Raw genomic sequence first — 22736 nt, forward strand, 5'->3', positions numbered from 1 at the left:
AATCCAGTAACGATATTTTTCTGCTCATTTACCTTAGTAACTACATCAGATACTTTGTTAGTTACATCAGTAATTTTAGGGATGGCAATTGTATTAACAGTAGCACTTAGACCATCAATTGTTCCTTTCTGCTCTCTGATACTTGCGTTTAGTTCGGCAATATCTCCATCAGCTTTAGCAAGATTATCAGTAATTTGTTTTTTAGCATCGTTTAAGCCACTTTGAGCTTCTTGAACTTGCTTTTTGATTTCATCTGGAGTGAGATCTCTTCTGATCCATTTTCCACTACCATCTTCTTGTGCGGTAAATACCCACAATTCTGTAGAATTACCATTCTGTTTAAACCAAACATCATTAGGCTTAGCATTCTTTGGAGGCTCTACTACACTAGGCGGAAAAATAACTGTACCATCAGGTGCTTTCCGTGCTTGAAGTTCTTCAATAATTTGAGCGTAAGTACCTCTCCAGCTAATTGCTGAATCAGTAGACGATGTTTGATCAGCTTTTGAAGTTGCTGAAAGTCCACCATTAAAATCAAGCGTGTAACTGTTATTAGGAACGATAAATTTATTACCTTGCTTGTCTTCTAACCGGAGCCAATCTCCAGCTTCAATAGCAGGATTACCGAACCAATTCAAGTTAAATGGATAAAAACTAATGTCTTTAATTTGCTCCCAAATATTATTTAGCCGATCAGGCGTCATAATGTTATTCTCTAGCTTAATTTGCGAACCACTAGTATCACCAACTTGATAAGTTTTTGTCTCTTCAGTGTTCTCGCCATCTCTAGTTTTAGTAGTAATAACCGTTTGACACTGAATACCACCAATTTTATATGGTGCTTCATTCTTAGTTAGGCCTGCTTGTTCATATTGACTAGGATCTAATTCATAATTAGGCTCAGCAATTGTGCGAATAGTAAACAATCCTTGTCGATCAAATGTAGCGTAACCCGCGTATAATTGTGCAATCCAACCTAGAGCTTTTCTACAACTTTGGCCACTAATTGGAATAGGTAAATCAGCTTGATGTGGAAGCCGTGCTAAATCATCAGCATTAGCTTTAACTCCAGACTGAGCACAGATTTCTGCAATTATATCTAAAACCTTTGCTGGATATACTAATTTAGATTTATACTTACCCTCTAATCCAAAAAATCTATCACTAGCACTAATAGATGTTAAATTATTATTTCGATCCATCTTGATTTCGCTGGATATAATAAAAACGCCTAATGGTTCATAAATATAGCCTTTAGACGTTTTTATTCCAATACTAGGACGGACTTCCATTCCTAGCTTCAATCCTTCAACAAGATGAGAAAATTCAATCTGCACATTATTAGAGTACGTAGAACCAATTGAAAATGTATCTCCGGTATATGCTCCCGAATCATATTTCAAACTATTGATATCAGTAGCTTCATAGGTCTTACCATTAACAACTACTTTAATATCTAAAGTTCGTTGTGTAGCTCGCCACGCATCTTGAACTTCTTTGATTTGTTTTAGCATTCTTTCACCTCCTACTGTTCAATTAAATCAAACGAAAGACCTTTCCATACTGGTACGGAATCTACAAAAGAATAGACGGGTGCAGTTCGGTCACCAACATAAAAAGTGCCCGATTTATTTTGGCCTGTTTCTGGATCCAGATATTCAACATTAAAGAACTCAGCTTTAACAGAGGCTAAAATTTTGGCACATTCAGACACAGTTAGAGCGCCAAAGGATAAATTTATTTTACGTTTTGTGGCAACTCTATCTCTATGTAAAAGACCTTGTGCATCTCGAGTTGCTTTAGCATCTATGTCTTGAATAGCAATTTGCATATTTTGCGGGGCAGGATTAACCACTGTCCCGGAAATTTTTAAAGAATACAATCACTCATTTCCTCCTTTTTAGAGATTCAACATATTTCTACCATTTCTTTGATTAATGGCATTAATTCCTTTAATAGCATGTTCACCGAAGGACTCATCACCAATTTTTACAGAGAGATGTAAATCAATTGGTTTTCCATTGTTGCTATTAATATTTTGCATTTGAAGAGCTTGGATAATCGCATTTACTAACTCTGTACTCATCTCCTTGAAGCCTCCACTTTTCATTGTGGAAGTATTGGACTGATTTTCAGCATAAATAGAGTCATTGCTAATTGAGTTTCTATTTAGAGACGTAGGGAGTTGTAAGCCACTACCAAAGTTATTATTCATAAAAGCAATAGCTTCATTAATTCTTCTCATACCTAATTCACGGTTAGTTAACGGAATTACCATTTCTGGCTTGTCGCCTTCACCGATTTCATAGAAACCGTGTTTAGCAATTAATCCACCATCTTCATAACCGTGACCATGACCAATTACAGCCAGCATATCCGATCCATACCGATGCTTTGCATAATTGATGGCAGCAAGCATGTTGTCGTATCCATTGAAGATGTTACCGTGACCAGGGAATTTATAAGCGTTAAAAGTTGCAGAGATAGTTTGCAACAATCCTTTTGCCAAGTCTCCTGTTAAGGTGTTGATATCCGTATAACCGCCTTGTACAGCATGTTCATTACCACCAGACTCAGTTTGGATTTGACGAACCCATGCATTTACATATGCTGGTGTTGCAGGTAGACCATTCTTGCGCAATGCTTTCTTAACAGCACTACGCCAACCTTCCGCACCCGGCCCTGTTTGATGAGTTGCACCACCAAATTGATTGATAACTTTCTTAGCCCAATTCATCATGCCTTTCTTTTCTTGATGAACAGCGCCTTTAGCAAACTTTAATGAAGCGTCGCCTAAACTCCAATCATAGGTGACAAATTTATCAATAATGTAGTTAACTAATCGTTCTGGATGAGCTATATCATCAGTAACTTTTTCAAGTTCTTCCATTACACCATCAACAAAATTGCCAACCCCATCAAATATATTCCCAAAATTTAGGTTTCCAAGAGCGCTACTAATTCCGCTAAAGATACCACTAAAATCGAAATTAAAGTTACCTATACCACCAGCATATTTGGGAACCATAGCTGCTAATTCATTAGCCGTATCAGTTGCAGTTTTAACTTTTGTGCCAGCTGGCAAGTAAGTTAACAAATTACGTTCAGCTGGGAATAAACCTTGTTCTCCGTTAGGTAATTCATAACTTTCCCGATAAGTGTCTCCGGCTTGATCATTAACCAGTGCTAAACCACCTGGGTGATTATCTGTACCGGTTGCATAGGAATTCCAGTTGAAGAAACCCCAACCAATGGATCCACCACCAAGCTTACCGAGTACCCAGTTGATACCATCTCTAATTTTATTAGTAGCATTTTGAACTGGTTTAACAATTGCATTTACAACTTTCCGAACAGCACTACTAATGTTGTAGATACCGTCCCTAATTCCATCACCAATAGTTCTACCAAGAGTACCAGCCCAGGATCCTAAGGTTCTTGAAGTGTTATGTCTGAAACTAGATACCCAACTTCCTAATCGCTCACCGGCATTTCGTGCTGAGTTATAAGCATTGCCAATGCCATTATCAACGTGACCACCCAAGCCACCAGCCCAGCTAGAAATACTGCTATTCGCATTTCCAAAGAAGCTACGTGTCCAACTAGATAGTTTGCTACCCGCATTAGTAGCTCCTGAACGTGATGATTCAGAACCGTTATTAATGTGATCGCCTAGTCTTTCAGCCCAAGATCTTACCAGTCCACTAGCTGATTCTCTGAAGCCTGTAGTCCAATTCTTGATCTTAGTCCCAGCATTCTTAGCCATTGCTTGACCATTTTCAACACTGTTATTCACGTCAGAACCAATTTGAGAAGACCAATCATGAACCTTCTTTTTAGCATCGCTAATAAAGTCAGTAGACCATTCTTTTACTTTATCTCCAGCTTGTTTAGCTAATTTCTTACCTTTATCTACATCTTTATGAATGTTAGAACCGATATTTTGTGCCCAAGATTTAATATCTTTCTTTGCACCAGAAATAAAATTAGTGGACCATTTATGAATATTAGAGCTAGCAGTTTGAACATCTTTTTTGCCTTTAGAAATATTGGTATTAATATCCTTACCAACGGACTTAGCCCAAGAGGTAAAGTTATCTAAGATTTCATGAGATTTAAAACCTATTGCTTCAACCCAGTCTTTAGGCTTCTTGCCTTTGCCGTATTTAGACCAACCATCACCAAATTTAGAGGCACCAACACCGCCCCATTTACCGATTAATGAGCCAATTTGTTGTCCTACGGCTGCACCTAAGGGGCCACCGAACCAGAGTCCAATAGCACCACCAACTGCACCACCAATTCCAGAACCAAAATCTGCAAATTTTTCTTCTTTGTTATTAGCTTTGATTCCTTTGTAGATATCAATTCCTGAAGTTACAGCAATCATAGCACCAGATAAGCCAGTACCAAGTTTTTGCCCCAGCTTCATTGGTTCGCCAGATTGTATTGAAGAGCGAGCAGATTTAAGAAAATCGGTCTTGGCAAGATTACTATCCTGCCAGCCTTTATTTACTTCACCCCAAAGATCTTTTATGTGGTTATAGCCACCCTTGATATTTTCAAAACTCAACTTAGCAAGTTCTTTAATATTAGTTATTGGGTGCTTTGCAAATTCAATTGCTACTCCTAATAAATCATCAGCATACTTTGCAGCAGCTTTCAATTTATCAAACTTGAGCATTGCAAGAATCTTCAGAGTATCAGTAAAGCTTTGAATTCCAGCAATAGTAGCTTTAGCAACTTTAATACCTAAAAGCGTAAGTAACGTTGCAGTCATGATCTTAACGGCTGTTTGATGATGATCTATCCAATCAGATAATCCTTCAAGTGCTTTAGTTAAAAGCTTCAAGGCTTCTACAATTGCAAAACCGGCTATTTTAGCTAATGGCTTAATAAAGCTATCAAAGAACCATTCTAAAACTGGTTCCGCTGCTTTAATTACACTATGTACAACTTTAAGAGCTGCAGCTAAAGCATTTAAGAACTCAGGAATTACTTTAGTAATCGTGAAACCTGCAAGTGGAAGCAAAACATTCTTATATGCCCAAGATAATCCATCCCAAACATCTTTGGTCACTGGTCGAATAGCTTTTAGCAGATTATCAATTGACTGAAGCAATGGAGTGAAATCAAGCTTCTTAGCCCAGTTTGCAGTATACGTTGCCATATCGCCAAGTGATCCAAGCATGTCATCTACCATACCGAGCAAAGTTTTAAAGATAGAAGTTCCAACATTTCCATGTTGCCACGCTTTATCAAATTGACCAGCTAAATTGCCAATAGTGTTTCCTACACCAGTTACAATTTGAATAATATGACTCCAAATTGAAACGCCTAAGTTGGAGTGTTTCCATGCTTCATCAATTGATGTAACTATATGTTTATAAGTATCAAGTATATTATTCAGTGCATTTAGCCATGCTTGCCATAGTCTAGTTTCGGCATTTCCATGTTGCCACGCCTCATCAAAAGACTTAGCAATATCGCCAACAAACTCAACTAACTTAGTAGCTAAATCAAGCAAATTAGCAAAAATTCTCTTACCAAGATCACCAGTATTCCATGCATCACGAAACGCTTGAGCTATATGATGGATAGCTTCAAGAACATTATTGAGAGAATTGAAGATAGTCTGAATAAACTTAGTTCCTCGGCCACTCTCTTCCCATGCTTCAGCAAAAGCTAGGGAAATGTCGCCAATGATATTCAGCATATCGGCTAAAAGTTGAAGTAAATTCTCTATTACTTTTTGTCCTGTTCCATTGTCCCAAACATGTAAGAAAGAATTACCTACATCCCCTAATAAGCGCTTAATCTCGGTCCATGAATACTTGGCTGCATCAACAACAGCTTGACCTTTTTCATCCCAAGCCTTCTTCATAGGATCAAAGATTTCGCCTAAAACCTTTTTGACTTTATTAGCAGCATCAATAGCATTTTGGGATGCAACTAATGGAACATTCCAGTCAAGACCTTGATTCCCACCTGCCTCACTATCATCTACTCCGGGATTATCAAAAATAGGTGTATCTTGCTTTTGCTGTGGGGTAAATTTTTCTAGTGGTTGAGCTTCAAAGCTGTCATTATCTTGATTGTTTTTATTGTTATCAAGAATGTTTAGCTCATCAAAGCCCATTAGTGATGCTTGAAGGTCTTCATTAGCTTTCTTTGTATCTTCAAAAGCTTTTTTAGCTTGTTCGTTAGATGCTTTTATTCTTTCATTTTCTGCTGCAACGGCTGCCGCACCTTGACGATTAGCTTGAGCAATTTGCTGATTAGCACGTTGAACTGCTTTAGCTTGTTCTTGCTGTTGTTTTTTAACAGCCTCATTAGCTTTACTTGCAGCCTTTGAAGTATCATTCATTGCCTGTACTTGATCGTACAAACCATGAGCACCGCTTCTAGCACTCGACAAACTCATTCCTGTTAACGCAGAAGTAAATTGAGCAATCCATGCAGTTGCTTTTTGCAATGAATTCATAAGAGCATTTATAGCAGGTAAAACATAACTATAAATCGGATAAAACGCCGTTAATAGATTTACCTTGATTGCATTAAAACTACTTGCAAATTGTCGGTTAGTCATTAATGCTGCACCCATACCTTGGGCAAGCATCATAATTGCTTGGTAGAGCAGAGTAAACACAATTAATTGACTGGCTAACATTCGAATTGCCATTCGAACGCCCTTTAGTCGTTCACTTAAAACTGAAGCGCCTGATCCAGCTTTCCGTATAGAAGAATTTCCACTATTACCAAATCGTCTAAGAGATGAATTAACATTAGAAATAGTATTTTTTAGCCTGCTAAACTTAGAACCAAGATTTGAGACATTTCTGTTTTCTTCAGCTAATTCAGTATTAATTCGTGAAGAACTGTTTCTTAACTCATCTCCACGTGCACTGACGTATGTATATGCCTTTGCTAACTCATTACTTCGGGCAACTAATCTTCTGTACTCAGCCTCAGCATTCTTAAGCTCTTTATTAGTACCAGAAGATCGGCCAAGAGTCGCATCATTATCCCTCATTTCAGCAATAGAACGTCTAATTCGTTCGATCTTGCCTTCCGTTTGATCCATTTCACGCTCAATGCGTCTTAATGAGTTGGGAACAGTATCAAGCTCCTGCGACATTTCCTGTGCAAGAGCCTTAGCTTGAGTCTGATACCGTTCCATCTTAATTTGAGCGTCAGCAATTTGATCATCTAATCTCATTGCTTTAACTTTACTACCCTGCTTGCTCATATCCAGATTGTCTCGATTAGCTGTTAAAGTAGCAATTCTCCGTTGCATTGATCGAGCCTGTTCCATCTTCTCGTTGATGTGAGTTACTAAGCTATCAACTTCTTTTTTAGCTCGAGATGCTTCAGCTTGTATTTCATCATCAATACCTAAATCAACAGGACGCTTTGGCAGATAACTCTGAATTTGTTTTTCTTGATAGTTATCAAAGCTTGAGTAGTCACTCTGTGAAGGGGACTTTAATGTTTCTTTTACTTGTGTTTGTGATTTAGGCTTAGAAATATCTTTTACTACATCATGAGCTGCACTAGTTTGTTGTGCAATTCGTTGTTGCATATTAGAGGCTTCTTGCAATCGAGCTGTTAAACTATCCAGACTTTTTTCTGACTGATTAACAGCTTCTTTAGAGCTTTCAGCTTGTTCCTTATTTCCTTGAACAATCTTATCCGTAACCTCATTTTGAGTATTAAGAGTCTGTTCAAGTAATTTTTGTTTAGCTTCTTCCGCTTCACTACGTTGACGAACCTCTTCTTTAACATTTCCATTAGCTCTTGAAGTACTTTCGTTCATTGATTGCTGAAATTTATCTAAATTATTTTGCATCTTATATTGCATATCACTTGTTTTTTGCACAATAAGATTAGTTAATTCATCAACCTTTTGAATGACATCCCCATAATTTGCTCTAAATCTTAACTCAAGTTCTTCTAGATCCATTAATTTCCACCTCCTTTATCTTTATTAAATTGTTTGATTTTCTGGGCTTGCTGCATAAAAATAATCTGATCTTTTTTCCAATCGGGTTCTTCCTCAGATATTTTATTTGTTTGATCCAAATTATCTTTCACAAATGGATAAGCTTCTTCAACTTTGGGCATTTTTGCTGGATCGTTAAAAGCAAAAGCCATCATTTCGCTTAAACGATGATCCATATAAGCCTTAGCTCGTAAATCTTCTAATCGACGTTTTTCATTTGCTGAAATTTGGGTCATAATTTCACCAAAATCCATGTCCCAAAAATGATCAGCATCTATGCCTGATTCCACTGCGATTGGATACAGATGTCTAAATAGATCAGATACTGTCTCGAAACGATCTGCGTCTACATCAATTCGCTTTCTGCTTCTACTGGATCTAGAGTTACTTCGTCCGATTCCGTATTGGTCTTTGTAGCCTTCTTCTTTTTCTTGCCGAAAAAACCAGATTCGTCAAATAGTTCCATTAATTCATTGAACAGATCCATAGTGGTATGACCATCGTCTAAATATTTTTCAAATGCTTCAATAACTCGTTTGTCTGTTACACCATGATTTTGATTTGCACCTTGTAATACGATGAGAATTTCATTTACAGGAGGTAATTTATTTCCACCTTGTGAATCTATAAAAAGTGAAAGCATTGATTTACCTAACCGGCGTTCAATTTTAAAAATTTCACGGCCACCTAGTTTTAAATTGAGTTCAAGATCACCTAGTTGTACTGTTTTAGTTGCTTTCTTAATTGTTGTTACCATAATTTCTCCTATTCATGTTTTATAAAAATAGACGCAGGAATCGAACCCACGCCTATCACTTTTTATTACTTACCAGCTGATTGGCTTGCTCCTGCAGCAGTAAATGTAGGACCATCAGATACAGTAATAGTGATTGTATAGCCTAATGCACCGTTAACTGCTACTGAGCCAAATTTAATGTTGTATGATCCTTTCATCGTAGCAGTCATTCCATCGGGATACGTAACTTTCCATTGATATTGCTTTCTATCACCAGCCTCCTTTAGAGCTTTTGCAAAACTAGCACCCTTATATACTGCTTGGAATTGAACATTAGAAGCATTTTGAATACCTTCAACTTGCTTACGTCTATCATCTGCTAAAGTAGTTACATCGATTTTTTCAGTATCTCCACCCAATTCAGGGATGGTTTTAATATCAGCAATTTCTTCCCAAGATGATCCATCTACTGATCTTTCGAGTTTTGTTCCTGTTCCTGCAAGACCTTCTGAATTATCAACTGCAAAACGTTGAAGGTCTAATGTTAATAAATCACTATAAAATTTTACGTTGTTCATTTTTATCCTTTCTGATATACACGATGGCTAGTATTATCTACAATTCCTGTAAAAACTATGACCACACGTGATACTCCATTTAAATCTTGGTCACCAACACTATTAGAAAAGCCCATTGCTGAAAATCTAGCAATGAGCCTTTCTTTTACATCAGTTAATGATCCATGGTCATTATATAAATCAATTGTTATCTTCCATTCAGTGTCTGTCTCTTCTTGTTGCGCATTCCGTATATAAGAAGATTGACTAGTCGAATAAATAGCAGCTGGGAATGTTGTAAATTTATCTGGATAAGATGGTGAAACTAGTTTTAATTCTGGTATAGATTTTAAAGTCTTAAATACTAGTGCTTTAACATTATAGATTTCCATTTAACCACCCAATTTATCATGAAGTTCTTGATCTACTGATCTTTTTATAATCTCTGGCGCTTCCTTAGCTATCCTATTAGCAGCAGGGGTCATAAATTGCCTTGCTGGCTGTCCAGTAGTTCTATAAAAATATTTTCCATTAATCTTAATCTTAGGAATGCCGTATATTTTCGTGAGATCAAGATCAACTGAATCAACTGGGAAGAACCATGGGGTTTGTCTATAAATAATGGCAACATTTTTAGGAAGTTGCTTATGTGACCGTTCACCAACTAACCCAGTCCCAAATTCACGAAATACAGCAACCATAGAAGAGTTCCACCAACGACCAATAACTTCATCTCCATCAACCTTCACTTCATGTTTAAAGCTTCGAGCAAGTTCGCCGGTGGAGTATTTAATACTGGATTGCAACTCATCAACTGCATAGGCTTCCGCCTGCTCAATTGCATTTTCTTGAGCATTAGCTGTTGCTTTTGCCATTATATCCGGTAGCTTCTTTAGCTTTGCTCTTAATTCATTGACTCCTTTAAGTTCAACTTCAATCATTTTGCTCATCCCTCTTTATACGTTCTAAAGTAACGTTTTTATGAGTAGAAAACTCCTGAATAGCCGTAATCTTGTAATCAGGATCACTAGAACTTGGAACCTTTAGACAAACGCCAAAACCTTCACCACGTCCCTCTGCAAGTAAGTCACCTTGATACTTACATGTCTTGATATATTTAATATCTTTTCCATAAAGTTGAGCATTGACCGTACCACCAGCTGATTGAACATTCATTCTAATTGGTTGTGGATCACTCCAGCCACAAATACTATAACCTTCATCATCTTGAGTATTCATTGGCTTTCTAAGATAAACAGTTGTAAGATCACTGTCTTTTAATCTCATAGCTTTTTCACCTTAGCAATTCGATAACGATTTAATCCTTGCCGAACATCTTTTGGAATGCCAGTCTCAAGATAGTTAGTTATACCACCTTCGGAACGTTGTGTTTCTCCTTCAATGCCTAACCGATTGTAATTAATAACTGCTAGTTTTTTAACGTAAATATCCATACTACCAACTAATTTCTTTTGGCCAGTATAATCTAGTACCTGTGCTATCGATTCTTTAACTAGTTCAGTTAGTAAGACATTATTGGTATTTTCTAATCGAGTACTTAAAGCTGAAACTATTTCCGTTAGTTGATCCACATTAAGCACCTCCCTTAATTAAAGTACCTTAGCTTGGAACACATCATCTGCACTAGCAAATGATGGAAGCATTGTAGCCGCTGCTAAAATCCATGTTCCAATTGGATCTTCACTAGTTTCATAAATCTTGGCCATAATATTACCGACATTAGATACTTGAGCATTGCTTGAAATTAAGCGATTTTCTTCTGGAGTTGGACCATAGATCTTTTGTCCAGGGACTTCATCATTGAAAAGAACGATGCGATCCTCTGGGAAGTAAGAGCTAGTTGTTAAATTGCCCTTTGAGTCTTCATCACGATATTTACCATCATAAGCACGAATAACTGGCAATCCTTGAGCCGTCATCCACTGATCTAAATCTGCTTGACCAACAACTCGACCGGTATCTTTACCAAAGATAGCTTCTTTAATTTCAGTACTACGCATTAAAGTACGTAAAACCTTCTTAGAAGTTAAAGCTCGGGTTGGTGTAACATCTAGTGAATCTGACCAATCTTGCAAGTTATCAATAATAGAAGCATCACTCTTATCCCACGTCTTGGTACCTGATAATGTCTCTTGATGTTGCTTTGGCACGCCATAATCAACAGCAATACCATTTTTCTTATCAGTAATTTTACCAGTAGCAAACATTTCCATAGTCATTTTTTCGCCACGTGCCTTAACTGCTTGAACCATAGCGTCAATATCATCAAAAACATACTGTTTTAAGTAGTTTTCTTCTGCAGTATTACGTGGTGATTGCAATTTGATTAGCATTTCTTCAGTAATTTGCATTTTGCGCTTCACGTATGCCAATTCAGCAGTCATCTTACTTGCTTCACGACTACCAATTTCAGCTTCAGCATCAAAAGCTGAAACACTTGCGATTGTTGGTACACGACTACCAGCTTTCAAAATATCAACTTCAAGTGTTGGTACTTTGACCGCTGGGAATAAAGTATCGCCTAACATTTCTGGATATTGACGATTGCGGGTATAGTCAAGCACCGTATTTTGACTAAACATATCAAGAATAGGTGTTGCAAATCGTTGTAAATCTAATTGTAGTTTTTGATTTTTCATTAATTATATTCTCCCTTCTATTAGTTCTTTGTGGTACTACCAGATGCAGCTCCCGTTGTATCCAAATCTTTAAAGTGAATTGCTGACATTGCCTTAATAGCCTCTGCTGTTGGAGTTGGATTCAATCTTTGACTTAACACCCACCCATCACGCATAACAGCAACCATTTGATTAGATCCATCTTCTGACACGTACACATCATTTACAGTGATTCCGACAGCTTTTGCATCATTAGTTGGATATATCGTTCCCGCTGGTACATATTTACGTCCTAAGTCATCTGTTTGGACGTTGTAATTATCTTTATTAATTGTTTCTGGGAAAGCAGTAAACTTTTCAGAAGCAAGAAAGTTTAATTGCTTTCCATTTTGAAATTGTGTATACATTCTTATTTCCTTTCTAAATTCCAAAAATCGTTTTTAGACTTTTGAGAATTATTAGCTTTTTCAGCATAGATTTCTCCAGGAGATTTATAATCATGATTTCCATCTAAGCTCTTTGGAGGTCTTGCACTTTGAGCTAATCGAGTTTCAACGGCATCATGAACTGCGCCGCGAAATACTTCACTAACCTTTTGATAAGTATCTGTCATCTTATCTTTATCAGCTAAAACGTCATCAAACACATCTACTAATTCAGCTGGCAAACCATCTTCAATCAATTTAGAAGCTAATTTATTCCTATTTTCACGCTTAGTAATATCAGCTTCTCTATCAACTAAAGCTTGTTCACGTTGCTTTAGCTCATAGTTTTGCCGTTCTTCAGGAGACATATTTTTAAGATCTTTAGCTTTTTGAGCTTTATCACTCTGTTCTTTCTCCCACTTAGAACGGGCGGTATCTAACGCTTTAGCTAATTTTTTATCAAAGAAAGAATCCATTTCAGATTGAGTATCAAAAGTTTTAAACGGTTTTGTATCACCTGAAACATCTTCATTTACTTCAGCTTCACTAGAATTAGTATTACTTTCCTCACCTCCTTCACTTTGACCATCATCAGCAAATCTCTGTAAATTTAGTTTTAATACGATATTTTTCATAAAAATTCCTTTCTACCCATGCACACTTGAAATATGACTGCATAAGAAAAGACACCCCATATTTCTACACGGTGCCTTCCTGGTATGCAGTAACAAGTCCACATACGTATTCAATTTTTTAAGTAGTTTCATGACATGCTTAGGTCAATCCAAAATAAAAGACATTCAATTAAGTTAATGAGTGTCTTTAGATCTATATATAACTTTTTCTATATCATCAATTGAAATAGGCTTCATAGCCATCGTCTTTTCTTCTTGTTCTGGTGTTTCAACACCATAGTCAGGCAAAAAATGAGTCTCATCCATTTGATCTATTAAGCCTACCATTTCTCCTGTTTTCAAAAGAACAGTGTCATATTCTTGTGGAATAATTTTACTCATTTTTCTTAACCTCTTTAATATAGCTAACAGCATTATTTTTAGGGCCTAAATAGATTACAGGTACAGTTCGGCAAAAGGGATGCAGAGGTGGCATATTCTTTCCAAAAACCGCATCCCTAACTTTAAATATTTTACCATTGATTGAACGACATATTTCACTAGTTCGACTATCAATCACTGCAAGCAATTGATATCGTTCAACTCCACGTTTACGCCAATTATCCAGCTTTATTTTGGAATAAAAGAAGTTAGCCTCAGTTCTAATCAAACGACAAGCATTAAATTTACTAGTATTAAACTCATGGGCAATCTGTTTAATCATGTCTCTTTCGGACATATTACTCAATTCTTTAGTCGTAAACAATTCTTGCAAGCGTTCAGCAAGCTTATCAGTATTATCCCAGATACGCGATGAAAAATTTTTACCTTCCCACCGGGTATTTAATGCTGCTTCAACGTAACGATTAGGTATCTCAGTGATTTTGTCTTTAGGGATATCTTGTTCCATCTTCACACTAGCAACCTTCTTGCCAGTTTCAGGATTTTTAATAATAATTTTGTTTTCTTTTGATTCTAATTTTGGCTTTACTTTAATATCAGGCAGATTATAATCTTTTGCTTTATCATATACAGCTCCCTGTCTTTCAACTTCAGACCACGTTCTTTTCATTACATCGGTGTGTAACTTAATGTTCTGATCTAATTCAACATCTCCAGCTGACTTAGCGGCAATATAAGCTTTAACTTGTAGCTCTTCTAATCTAGTAATTCTACTCTTAGCCGCTAATCTACTTAGATAATCGTCGATAGCTATCTTGCTCTCTTTATCAGTAATGTTGCTAGCCAAAGCTTTTAGCGTCACTAATTCAGAGGGAGAGATATGTGAGGACATAATATCTGATACTTCTTGTTCTGAAATATCAGCATAAAAATAGCGACGATAGATCTTTTGAACCTCGTCGCTTAGATATGATTGAGCTTTTTGATAAGCATTATTTATTATTTTCAATCGTTCAGTAGCTTCATCCTGATTTTGCTGCTCATTTTGTAAGTCTCGCAATTGCCAATATGTAAACTTACTCTTATCAATTTTCATAATTAATCAAGACCATGCTATATACTTGCCATATTGGCTTATAAGCTGGTCGACCGTATTCTCAAATGCATTTAGTAATGTTTTATTCTCAATGCGTTCACTATTTGCAAATATAGCCGTTAATGTTCCATTTTTATCAATAGTACTTACGTTAGTACAATTATTAACCGTATGTGTTAACAAAGTAGAAAATGCAGCACAAACAATATCAGAACCTTTAGCACTATATTGAGCGTGTCCGGCTGCTATGATTGTTGTCTGATTGGGGTTCTTTATTATCTTCACTCGAATCATCTTGAGACTCCTCCAATTCTAAACGATCGGGATCTTGCTGTCTTAATGCTTCTTGGCTTTTCTTGATAGTTTCGGCATCTTGTTCATTCATTTCATCAATTACATCTTGAGGACTATCAACGTCGGGCAACCAACTATAAGTATATTTTCTAGGGATGACACCATCAGCATTTTTGATGTTATTTACAACATCTGACAGATTAGATGGAATGTTTGCAGTAAGTGAAATTTTGCATCCACTAGCATCATCATTTGCTCCCTTAATGTTTACTATCGTCTGAATTAACTGCAATCTTCGACGTAAGCCATCAAAGAAATAGCGTTGTTTAATTGATAATAAGTTTTCCAGGCCAAACAACTTAAACTTCATTGCTTCACCTGACACATTACCCATGAATTTTTCATCATTCATATTTGGCACATATGAAATCTTATGAATATCATTCTCAATGGATTGGCTAAGCAAATTAACTTGTGTTTCATCAAAACTTTTAGTTAGCCACTCAATATCTGCTCCCTCTTCGCGTGGAGGAGCTTCAATAACGCCTCGATTTAACCTTTGTTTATCGTCCTTATCATTATCTAAACCAAATCCAAATGTAACAAGAAGTGCATCCACAAAAGCTTCCTTGTCTGAAATTCGATCTGTTTGAAGTAAGTTATATGCATCAATCAGCGAAATCAATTGTTCAAAATCACCTTGCCGTTCTTCATTATTTCGATATTCGATTATTGGAACTGCACCAAATAGATTTTCGCCATCATATACAATCGGATCAGTAGGGGGTTACTTCCATTCCCAGCTTTGTACGATATTCTACAGTTCTCTGAGGCATATAAATCGTAATACTATAACCATTTGTTTCTCCACTCAGATTTTTCTTTTCTTGAGCAAAAACAGCAAATAATGGTTCATGTTCAACCGTATCATCTGTTACCACAATGGTTGCCCGAGGATCTATTACTTCAATCTTTAAAGCAGTATTAGGTGTAAGCTTTTCATTTCCTAATTTATCTCTAGCAATTATAGGATCTGTTTGCTTTAAATAAAGTAATTCATAACCGTAACCAAATACAGATAAGTCTTTTTCTAATTCAATATCATGCTTATGGATATCAATTTGCTTGAATATATCTAAAATATCATCAATATTCTTTCCTTTATCAGCAACATACTTAATCGGATTACCTGTCATAAATCCAACATTCATATCACTAATATACTTAGCATGATTAATCATTACATTAGAAGCTCCAACATTAGCATTTTCAAATGTATGTTTTTCAATTTCTTGCTTTCCATTGTAATAATCAGACAGCATGTCTAATCGTTTTTGACGACTCTTTAGCTCTTTAATTGCATAATTTATGGCTTCAATGTTGGGCTCATTTACATCGCCAAGTAAATCTTTATCAATCACTAATGCCACCTTTACACCTTCTTTCTATAATCCACGAATGAGAGGACGCTTAGTAACTTTTGCATTAACCCGCTTATAGATAACTGTGTAAACAAAATATCTCATTGCATCACATGCGTGATCATGTTGCTTAACAGGCTTATCTTCTCCATGTTCAGCAGCTTTTTCATCCCAAACGTAACTTGCTAATTCTTTAAATAAATTAGGACAATTATTACTAAACTTGATCTTTCCTTCATTCATTGCAGTTTGTGTAACGCGAATGCCATCGATCACGTCGTTCTTAGCTTTTCGAACTTTAAAACCATTCTGTCGTAAAGTTGTACTGAAAGAAGCTGCAGAAGGATCAATAATCATCTCAGCTCTAATGTTCCCAAGAAACTCTTTGAGATCATGGCAATACTCTTCATCTGTCTTTTGATGGGATGTAGTTCTTCCTGAGTAATAATATTCTTTAATCAGATACCAAACTCCATGATTGCGTCCCCATAATAGGAACGCAGTAGGGTTTAATGTACCGTAATCACAAGATACATAATACTTTTCAAAATGATTAGGTAATTCATTAACTACCATTGTGTCTTTATCAAAATTGTCATAGATAACTCCTTCCGACATTACCCATAGACCTTGGATATACCTCTGATAGAACACTCCCGAATACATGCGTTCATATCTGCTAATAGTTACACTGTCAAGAGATGGATTATCATGCATCGTGAAGTGGATGCGTAAAGCACGTTTATCTTTCATCTGGTCAATCCAATTTAGTTTAAACCAATGAAACGGGCCAGACGGATTACAGTTGAACCACATTTTAGCGCCTGTCACTGAACAACGAGCTGTTGCTTGATTAACAAAGCTTTGTGGCATAAGTGCAACTTCATCAAAAAAGAACCCAGCCAAAGTAATACCTTGAACTAGGTCCTGGGATGCTTCATCCTTACCACCAAAGATGAAGTAAAAGTTTGTATGCCCATTTTTGCTGATTGTTATCATATTTTCAGAACGAGAATCATATACGTTATATCCTTCGCTTTCTAACATACTTCTTAATGGGCGAAGTACATTGCGTCTAAAAGATCCAATAGTCTTTCCAGCCATTCCGAATTGTTGTCCTGAAAAATTAGTCATGGACCACAATATATATGAGAGCGCCATTACTACAGTCTTTCCAGCACGAACTGAACCATCACAAATAATGGCTTCCTGGTTTATGGTTCGAGGATTAATCCACCAGCTTAAGACTTGCAGTTGCTTACGAGAAAACGGAACAAAGTTAAATCTAGTTATCTTCATTATCTTTACTCCAAATCTTATCCATACCATCTTTAAGAGCACGTAACAATGAAGCAGTACTGTCATCACTAACCTCAGGTTCTGGCAAGCGATCAAGTAATATTTGCATTGCTTTCTGGCGATCTTCCATCTCAACTACTGGCTCACCTTTATCAATACGAATACTCTTAATGTTTGATGTATCGATATCTTTACTATCTTTCAGAGTAATTAGATGTTCATAGTAATATGCTTGTTCACCTGTCTCTGGATCAATCTTAGGCTCATACCGGAACTTACCTCCCGCGTCCTCGTATGGGCCATCTTTATCATGAATTTTGTAGTAAATTAGATGTTTTTCAGTCTTAAATGAGAGAACGTCAGTAACATCGCTAGTAGCCTGTTTTAAATAGCGTAGCAATATGTCATTTGCCGTAGCATATAACTCTTGAGACTGTTGTTTCTTAAGCTCAGTTAGATAAGACTTTATCCGAGCATTTCTGAGCAACCGGCTTCCATTTGTCATAGCCACTTCATAGCTTGCACCATAAGCTTTTTGATATGCCCACGTACTGTTAAATCGCTGTAAATAGTACAAACAAAAGGTTCTTTGCTTGTCAGTAAGTTCATCATTATTTGGTAATTCTAGATATGGCAATGATGGTGCAACCTTTTCTCGTTTTGTACGCATACTTTTTTGTTTTGTATGCATACTTTTCTTTTTAGTTGCATTACGTTGCCACTTATTTCTAGTTTTCCATGACTTAACAGTACTTAATGCAACTCCATATTTCTTAGCAATATCTTTATACTTCATGCCTGCTAAGTAATCTGCTTTTGCATCTTCTATTTTGCTCATGACATATCACCACACCACCTTTCTAAAATTTAATGCATAATAAAAGACGACACTCGTTTGAGTATCGTCTTCTTTAAGACAAGCAAGGCGAGATTTGCACCCGCACCTATCTGACCTCTATGCACGCCCACCTAACTATCTACTACTTTCATAGTAAACTCGTGAATCGTTTGTTAAGCATAGTGCCATTGTTCTTCTCTCTAATAAACTACGTTCACTTGTCTTTTCTCTTATTGTACCAAATATTTTTAGTTCTAGATAATAATCTCTTCTCCCAGAAATTTAGATTTCTTACGTATGAACCTTGATGCTCATATCCTACATGTATATGGGGCGTTTCAAATTTTCTTCCAGCTTGAGTATGTGCCGGACCTGAGATATCAATTTGTGCTAATCTCTTACCATTATTTCTGTACATCGTTATATATTTAGGCTCATTTTTATTATTTATGGTTACATAAATTCTGTGATTAGAACGAGTTTCATAGGGACTGGTCGCACTCTTACTTATATCATATTTGATAAATTTAATATTATTAGATTGAAATAAAGTGCGATATTCTGTTCCATATTTTCTTCCTTTATCACTTATTCCAGATGCTGATCCTCTACCACCCAAGCATTTTCGCCTCTCTCCATTTTTCGGTAAATGAACTAACATGCACTATGTTGCCTTTACATTCAGCCGGTATATCTCCATAAAAAATAATTGTTGACGGATGCAGTCTGTCAATCATTGCATTATATCCAGTAATAAATTTATCTATTGTTTTGCTGCATCCCACACTAGAAATGGCAACTGTACTGTTCTGAGGCTCTCCATCAAAACACCATTCGAAACTGTCCAAAGTCGACCAACTTATAGTTGGAATAACATGAACTCCATGCTCTTGTAAATAAGCAGCTACCCAATGTTTGCGATAATGATTATAAATTTGCATTGCCTTCGGAAAATCAGTATAGGTACTAAAATCTGGCGACATAACGAAATCATAGCTTTTTAACAAATCTACATATCTATCAACATTTTTCCATAATCTTACGAATTGATAATCATCTAAAAAGAAGTGAATCCCTTTATTTTCTCTGTTTTGTGTAGCTTTAGCCTTATTGAATCCAATCCATTCAACGTTATGGTAATCTTCCGGCGCAATTACAGGAATATCAAACTCACCTTCACCATCATAAATGGCTTTTTCAGCATTTTCCCAATCTCGTTTAAATTTATAATTATTTGACATATTTTCTCCAAATTAAAAAGCCAGCTTTCGCTGACTTATTAAAATTTTATTTTCAATTATTGCTTTAACTTTCTTATTTTATTTTTTCTTACCCAATTAATTAAATTTCTAAATCTAATCAAAGTTAATCCGAAAAAAGAAAAAGCATCTAAATTCACTACAAATTGTGCCATAAATATCCAATGATATCTTTCTCCAAGATTAGAGTAACCAGTAATTACTCCTAATAGTAATGCGATAAAGAACCAACCAATTGAAACGTATACTCCATTGTAGTATTTATCAATGTATCCATCTTTATCTATACTGTTAAATTCATCATTATTACTAAAGGATAGCATTGTATTTAAGGCAGTGTATGAAAAACCAATCAATACTGTATCAATAGTTATGATACTTCTACCTAATGTTTGATTAACTGTTATTATACCTTTAAAGAGATTAGTTTTTATCCAAATAAGTACAATACTTATATTTAAAACAAAAAGAAGAACGGAAAGAACGAAAAGAGATTTATTTCTTCTATACATCTTTTTCATAACTATCTCCTTTTCTCTTTTTTATTAAAATTCTTTATTTATACACATCATTTATTTCTTTTTTATGTGTATTATATTCGCTTTGAATTCGCTCAGAAATAGTCTTATCATACTCTGTATTACTCATTGCGTCAAAATCAAAATTTATTGAGTAATTCAAAGGATTATTAACTAATTGTACTTCTGTAACATGGTCTTCTTTTTTATTTTTCATTTTAACTCTTACCTTTTTTATAAAAGGATTATTTTTTAGACCTTTAAAAAAACCACCTACTTCTTCAGAATCGTCAAAGGCCGACACACCTCTTTTTTCGGTAACAAGTTTGCACTGTAATTTTATAAACTTTTGATTTTTTAGCTTCTTATATTCGCCTTCGCTCAATTGTGTATATTCAGCAGCTAAGCTAGTAGGAATTTCCATATAATATTCAATATTTCCAATATAAGCAGCTTTTTTAAGATTTTCTATCATATTTTTGGTAGCTATTCCAGTAACTTGTCCCCATACAGTAGACATATTTGCATTATTTTTTGTGGCAAAATAGACCCAATCACCTAAAGCCTTTATGTGAGGAGCAGATTGCTCATATAAATAAGCTATTATCATTGAATCTGTGTCAATCAAGAAATAGGATCTCGCCTCAAAGAGCTGATCTTTTTTTGTTGCAATTTCTTCTTCATCAGCTCTTCCCTTTGTGCGTAATTGATATGCATGTTTATCACGAGGATGAGACAGTTTTCCACAAATTATTCCTGATTTATTTTTTAAAAAATTATCTATTCCCAATATAAATTCAATGGCTACACGTCTTTCTTTATATTTAAATTCCATAAACTTCGGAGTTGTTTCTATACCATTCAAAATATTACAGAGTATTTCTTTTTCTTCAGATATATCTAAAAAAATAGGATCATTTCCATCGCTAATGCCATTCAAATAATACATCTGTAATCTATGAAAATATAATTTTTTTGTTGCCATTCATATCCTCCTAAATACTATTTCAAAGTAATTTTATCAATAAAAAAAGAAGACATACAGCCTTCTTAATAAATAGTATTTAGGATTTTGCTACTTTAAATAGCAATAGCCCGTACAAGAATCGAACTTGTGTTACTGGTATGAAAAACCAGTGTCTTGACCACTTGACCAACGAGCCAAAATAAGGGGAACCGCGTCTATTATGCTACGTTTTTACGATTGCCGTGGTGTGTCTTTTCCAGTTTAATGCAGGAGTTACGTTAGTCACATCTAGTCTGCTCGTGTCTTACCTGCCTACCGCTAAAACAATCAACCTAATAACTGTAAAATTAAATGACTTATTCCGTGAATTTATCATTTAAAGTACTTTACCAATTGTATGACAAGGTAAAGATTTAATTTTTACGTCCGTTTTCCGCCGGACAATGAGTACGTCAGGATTCGAACCTAATATATTGTGAAAGAAGATACCTTCTTTCTAATTCCAAATTGTGTCGTCGTACCCACGGCAGTCGTACAGTCCGATGCACGACCAACCAGCTCTTAATTATGATACGCTCTCCCGAACCGTGGGGTCATCGCACATCTAGTCCTAGGGAAGTAGCATCAAAACCCTAGGTAAGCAACAAGTAGGAATCGAACCTAAATGTTGCTGCATGTTAACCATGAGACTATTTAACAGTAAGGGCCGAGTTAAAAATAGCTAACATGCTGAGAGATCTTTTCAGATCTAAAACTGTAAAAAATACGGATGAATATTGCTCGTATTGCAAACCGTACTAATGGATTTATCGAAAAACTTTTACTTTTTTCGACAATATATATTTAAGCATAGATAAGTATCAACGAATTACCACCATATTCCCGCAAAATTACCCTTATTTATACTTGTGTAGGTCAATAATAGGTTGGCAGTTGTTTACTCTTTGCCAATAATCAAATCCGTCAGCAAACTCAAACATTGCTTTTCTGCGTAAATAGCTAAACTTGTTATTCTCACTGTAAACCAGTGGCTTAACTTCATTCCATGGCCATTTGCGAATAAACAATCCTATCAAAATAATTTGAGAATTGTGCGAACAATGATGGATTGTATCATTAGTTGCTCTAACCATTGCTTCAGCATTTAAGCCTCTAATTATTGCCTTTTCACTGTTGTTATTACCATTGCTATGACCAGGAGCCGAACTTAATGTTGGAGACTTAAGATCTACTAATTCATGGCCACTCATTAATAGCAATCGTTCTAAATCTTTAGTAAAGAATTTCGCTACTTCTTTTAAGGTCTCTTTCTCATCTAATTCCGGAAATAAACTCACTGTATCAGCTCCTAGTTCTAGTTTTATCATTCCAATCCCGTATCTCTGTATTGTCTTACATCCATCGCACGCAGATATCCTTCACGGTATGCTGCCTGTTTTAGCTCCCATAAATCTTTTACTGTAAGGGATGCAGTATCATACTTATGGATCAAATTTAAGTCTTTATACGCTTCATCATGCGCTAAATGATAGCGCCTATAGTCATTACTCATTAACCTACATACCACTCTTCTATTCCAAAATATTCTTCCAAACATCTTAAACTGCAGAAAATATATTCTTTATCATCAGCATTTATAAAAGAATAAACGCCCTCTCCCGGATGCAAG

23 protein-coding genes, 1 tRNA gene and 2 pseudogenes are annotated in these 22736 nt (G+C 35.8%); all 26 read right to left on the reverse strand.

Annotation, left to right across the window (positions count from 1 at the left end; translation table 11 throughout):
* A pseudogene (locus Q9R40_RS05860) lies at window positions 1-1514 on the reverse strand (peptidase); the annotation flags it as partial.
* Between the two features lie 11 nt (window positions 1515-1525).
* Window positions 1526-1882 (reverse strand): DUF6711 family protein, encoded by a 357-nt coding sequence (locus Q9R40_RS05865; protein WP_304676897.1) that lies wholly within the window; start codon window positions 1880-1882, stop codon window positions 1526-1528.
* Window positions 1883-1900: 18 nt separating this feature from the next.
* A complete protein-coding gene (locus tag Q9R40_RS05870) occupies window positions 1901-7963 on the reverse strand; it encodes a lytic transglycosylase (RefSeq protein WP_304676898.1) in 6063 nt (2020 codons plus the stop codon).
* Window positions 7963-8256, reverse strand: coding sequence for a hypothetical protein (locus Q9R40_RS05875; RefSeq protein WP_304676940.1), 294 nt, complete (start codon window positions 8254-8256; stop codon window positions 7963-7965). The genes Q9R40_RS05870 and Q9R40_RS05875 overlap by 1 nt, the downstream gene beginning before the upstream one ends.
* A gap of 92 nt (window positions 8257-8348) precedes the next feature.
* Entirely contained in the window at window positions 8349-8759 is a 411-nt protein-coding gene (locus tag Q9R40_RS05880; RefSeq protein ID WP_304676899.1) for a DUF6096 family protein, read from the reverse strand.
* Window positions 8760-8824: 65 nt separating this feature from the next.
* The gene (locus tag Q9R40_RS05885; protein ID WP_304676900.1) at window positions 8825-9316 is read right to left on the reverse strand and encodes a phage tail tube protein; all 492 of its coding nucleotides are present in this window, start codon (window positions 9314-9316) and stop codon (window positions 8825-8827) included.
* A gap of 2 nt (window positions 9317-9318) precedes the next feature.
* Window positions 9319-9687 (reverse strand): hypothetical protein, encoded by a 369-nt coding sequence (locus Q9R40_RS05890; RefSeq protein ID WP_304676901.1) that lies wholly within the window; start codon window positions 9685-9687, stop codon window positions 9319-9321.
* On the reverse strand, window positions 9688-10236 hold the full coding sequence (locus Q9R40_RS05895; protein ID WP_304676902.1) for an HK97-gp10 family putative phage morphogenesis protein: 549 nt from the start codon (window positions 10234-10236) through the stop codon (window positions 9688-9690).
* Window positions 10229-10582, reverse strand: coding sequence for a hypothetical protein (locus tag Q9R40_RS05900; protein ID WP_304676903.1), 354 nt, complete (start codon window positions 10580-10582; stop codon window positions 10229-10231). The genes Q9R40_RS05895 and Q9R40_RS05900 overlap by 8 nt, the downstream gene beginning before the upstream one ends.
* Entirely contained in the window at window positions 10579-10896 is a 318-nt protein-coding gene (locus Q9R40_RS05905; RefSeq protein WP_370648960.1) for a phage head-tail connector protein, read from the reverse strand. The genes Q9R40_RS05900 and Q9R40_RS05905 overlap by 4 nt, the downstream gene beginning before the upstream one ends.
* Before the next feature lie 9 nt (window positions 10897-10905).
* Window positions 10906-11955 carry a major capsid protein gene (locus tag Q9R40_RS05910; RefSeq protein ID WP_304676905.1) on the reverse strand — a complete coding sequence of 350 codons (1050 nt, stop codon included), beginning with the start codon at window positions 11953-11955 and terminating at the stop codon, window positions 10906-10908.
* A gap of 20 nt (window positions 11956-11975) precedes the next feature.
* Window positions 11976-12341: a hypothetical protein gene (locus tag Q9R40_RS05915; RefSeq protein WP_304676906.1), complete on the reverse strand. Its 366-nt coding sequence runs from the start codon at window positions 12339-12341 to the stop codon at window positions 11976-11978.
* Window positions 12342-12343: 2 nt separating this feature from the next.
* Window positions 12344-12994 (reverse strand): DUF4355 domain-containing protein, encoded by a 651-nt coding sequence (locus Q9R40_RS05920; RefSeq protein ID WP_304676907.1) that lies wholly within the window; start codon window positions 12992-12994, stop codon window positions 12344-12346.
* Between the two features lie 174 nt (window positions 12995-13168).
* Window positions 13169-13375, reverse strand: coding sequence for a hypothetical protein (locus tag Q9R40_RS05925; protein ID WP_278944328.1), 207 nt, complete (start codon window positions 13373-13375; stop codon window positions 13169-13171).
* Complete coding sequence (locus Q9R40_RS05930; RefSeq protein WP_304676908.1) at window positions 13368-14471, reverse strand: minor capsid protein; 1104 nt, start codon at window positions 14469-14471, stop codon at window positions 13368-13370. The genes Q9R40_RS05925 and Q9R40_RS05930 overlap by 8 nt, the downstream gene beginning before the upstream one ends.
* 6 nt (window positions 14472-14477) lie before the next feature.
* A complete protein-coding gene (locus Q9R40_RS05935; RefSeq protein WP_043921305.1) occupies window positions 14478-14765 on the reverse strand; it encodes a ribosomal-processing cysteine protease Prp in 288 nt (95 codons plus the stop codon).
* Window positions 14695-16195: pseudogene (locus tag Q9R40_RS09535) on the reverse strand (phage portal protein). The gene Q9R40_RS05935 and the pseudogene Q9R40_RS09535 overlap by 71 nt, the downstream one beginning before the upstream one ends.
* A 15-nt stretch (window positions 16196-16210) precedes the next feature.
* Complete coding sequence (locus Q9R40_RS05950; protein WP_151498217.1) at window positions 16211-17485, reverse strand: PBSX family phage terminase large subunit; 1275 nt, start codon at window positions 17483-17485, stop codon at window positions 16211-16213.
* The gene (locus Q9R40_RS05955) at window positions 17472-18323 is read right to left on the reverse strand and encodes a terminase small subunit (protein WP_304676910.1); all 852 of its coding nucleotides are present in this window, start codon (window positions 18321-18323) and stop codon (window positions 17472-17474) included. The genes Q9R40_RS05950 and Q9R40_RS05955 overlap by 14 nt, the downstream gene beginning before the upstream one ends.
* Window positions 18324-18537: 214 nt before the next feature.
* Window positions 18538-18942, reverse strand: coding sequence for a hypothetical protein (locus Q9R40_RS05960; RefSeq protein WP_151498215.1), 405 nt, complete (start codon window positions 18940-18942; stop codon window positions 18538-18540).
* Window positions 18932-19564 carry a DUF4417 domain-containing protein gene (locus Q9R40_RS05965; RefSeq protein ID WP_155692931.1) on the reverse strand — a complete coding sequence of 211 codons (633 nt, stop codon included), beginning with the start codon at window positions 19562-19564 and terminating at the stop codon, window positions 18932-18934. The genes Q9R40_RS05960 and Q9R40_RS05965 overlap by 11 nt, the downstream gene beginning before the upstream one ends.
* A 56-nt stretch (window positions 19565-19620) precedes the next feature.
* On the reverse strand, window positions 19621-20103 hold the full coding sequence (locus Q9R40_RS05970; protein WP_155692930.1) for a hypothetical protein: 483 nt from the start codon (window positions 20101-20103) through the stop codon (window positions 19621-19623).
* 34 nt (window positions 20104-20137) lie between these two features.
* Window positions 20138-21085 (reverse strand): hypothetical protein, encoded by a 948-nt coding sequence (locus Q9R40_RS05975; protein WP_155692929.1) that lies wholly within the window; start codon window positions 21083-21085, stop codon window positions 20138-20140.
* Between the two features lie 106 nt (window positions 21086-21191).
* Window positions 21192-21263 (reverse strand) — tRNA-Glu (locus tag Q9R40_RS05980).
* A gap of 700 nt (window positions 21264-21963) precedes the next feature.
* A complete protein-coding gene (locus Q9R40_RS05985) occupies window positions 21964-22404 on the reverse strand; it encodes an ArpU family phage packaging/lysis transcriptional regulator (protein ID WP_304676911.1) in 441 nt (146 codons plus the stop codon).
* A gap of 26 nt (window positions 22405-22430) precedes the next feature.
* A complete protein-coding gene (locus Q9R40_RS05990) occupies window positions 22431-22634 on the reverse strand; it encodes a hypothetical protein (protein WP_304676912.1) in 204 nt (67 codons plus the stop codon).
* Window positions 22635-22736 lie beyond the last annotated feature (102 nt).

It is taken from the genome of uncultured Lactobacillus sp. (assembly GCF_948948975.1).
Taxonomy (GTDB): domain Bacteria; phylum Bacillota; class Bacilli; order Lactobacillales; family Lactobacillaceae; genus Lactobacillus.

Coding starts and splice junctions, on each gene's coding strand:
- Q9R40_RS05880 (WP_304676899.1), bottom strand. CDS start 8,759: ATGGTAACAACAATTAAGAAAGCAACTAAAACAGTACAACTAGGTGAT.
- Q9R40_RS05870 (WP_304676898.1), bottom strand. CDS start 7,963: ATGGATCTAGAAGAACTTGAGTTAAGATTTAGAGCAAATTATGGGGAT.
- Q9R40_RS05950 (WP_151498217.1), bottom strand. CDS start 17,485: ATGAAGATAACTAGATTTAACTTTGTTCCGTTTTCTCGTAAGCAACTG.
- Q9R40_RS05910 (WP_304676905.1), bottom strand. CDS start 11,955: ATGAAAAATCAAAAACTACAATTAGATTTACAACGATTTGCAACACCT.
- Q9R40_RS05955 (WP_304676910.1), bottom strand. CDS start 18,323: ATGAGCAAAATAGAAGATGCAAAAGCAGATTACTTAGCAGGCATGAAG.
- Q9R40_RS05875 (WP_304676940.1), bottom strand. CDS start 8,256: ATGGATTTTGGTGAAATTATGACCCAAATTTCAGCAAATGAAAAACGT.
- Q9R40_RS05920 (WP_304676907.1), bottom strand. CDS start 12,994: ATGAAAAATATCGTATTAAAACTAAATTTACAGAGATTTGCTGATGAT.
- Q9R40_RS05975 (WP_155692929.1), bottom strand. CDS start 21,085: ATGGCAACAAAAAAATTATATTTTCATAGATTACAGATGTATTATTTG.
- Q9R40_RS05900 (WP_304676903.1), bottom strand. CDS start 10,582: ATGAGATTAAAAGACAGTGATCTTACAACTGTTTATCTTAGAAAGCCA.
- Q9R40_RS05925 (WP_278944328.1), bottom strand. CDS start 13,375: ATGAGTAAAATTATTCCACAAGAATATGACACTGTTCTTTTGAAAACA.
- Q9R40_RS05965 (WP_155692931.1), bottom strand. CDS start 19,564: ATGTCAAATAATTATAAATTTAAACGAGATTGGGAAAATGCTGAAAAA.
- Q9R40_RS05915 (WP_304676906.1), bottom strand. CDS start 12,341: ATGTATACACAATTTCAAAATGGAAAGCAATTAAACTTTCTTGCTTCT.
- Q9R40_RS05895 (WP_304676902.1), bottom strand. CDS start 10,236: ATGATTGAAGTTGAACTTAAAGGAGTCAATGAATTAAGAGCAAAGCTA.
- Q9R40_RS05970 (WP_155692930.1), bottom strand. CDS start 20,103: ATGAAAAAGATGTATAGAAGAAATAAATCTCTTTTCGTTCTTTCCGTT.
- Q9R40_RS05935 (WP_043921305.1), bottom strand. CDS start 14,765: ATGATTCGAGTGAAGATAATAAAGAACCCCAATCAGACAACAATCATA.
- Q9R40_RS05890 (WP_304676901.1), bottom strand. CDS start 9,687: ATGGAAATCTATAATGTTAAAGCACTAGTATTTAAGACTTTAAAATCT.
- Q9R40_RS05885 (WP_304676900.1), bottom strand. CDS start 9,316: ATGAACAACGTAAAATTTTATAGTGATTTATTAACATTAGACCTTCAA.
- Q9R40_RS05930 (WP_304676908.1), bottom strand. CDS start 14,471: ATGAAAATTGATAAGAGTAAGTTTACATATTGGCAATTGCGAGACTTA.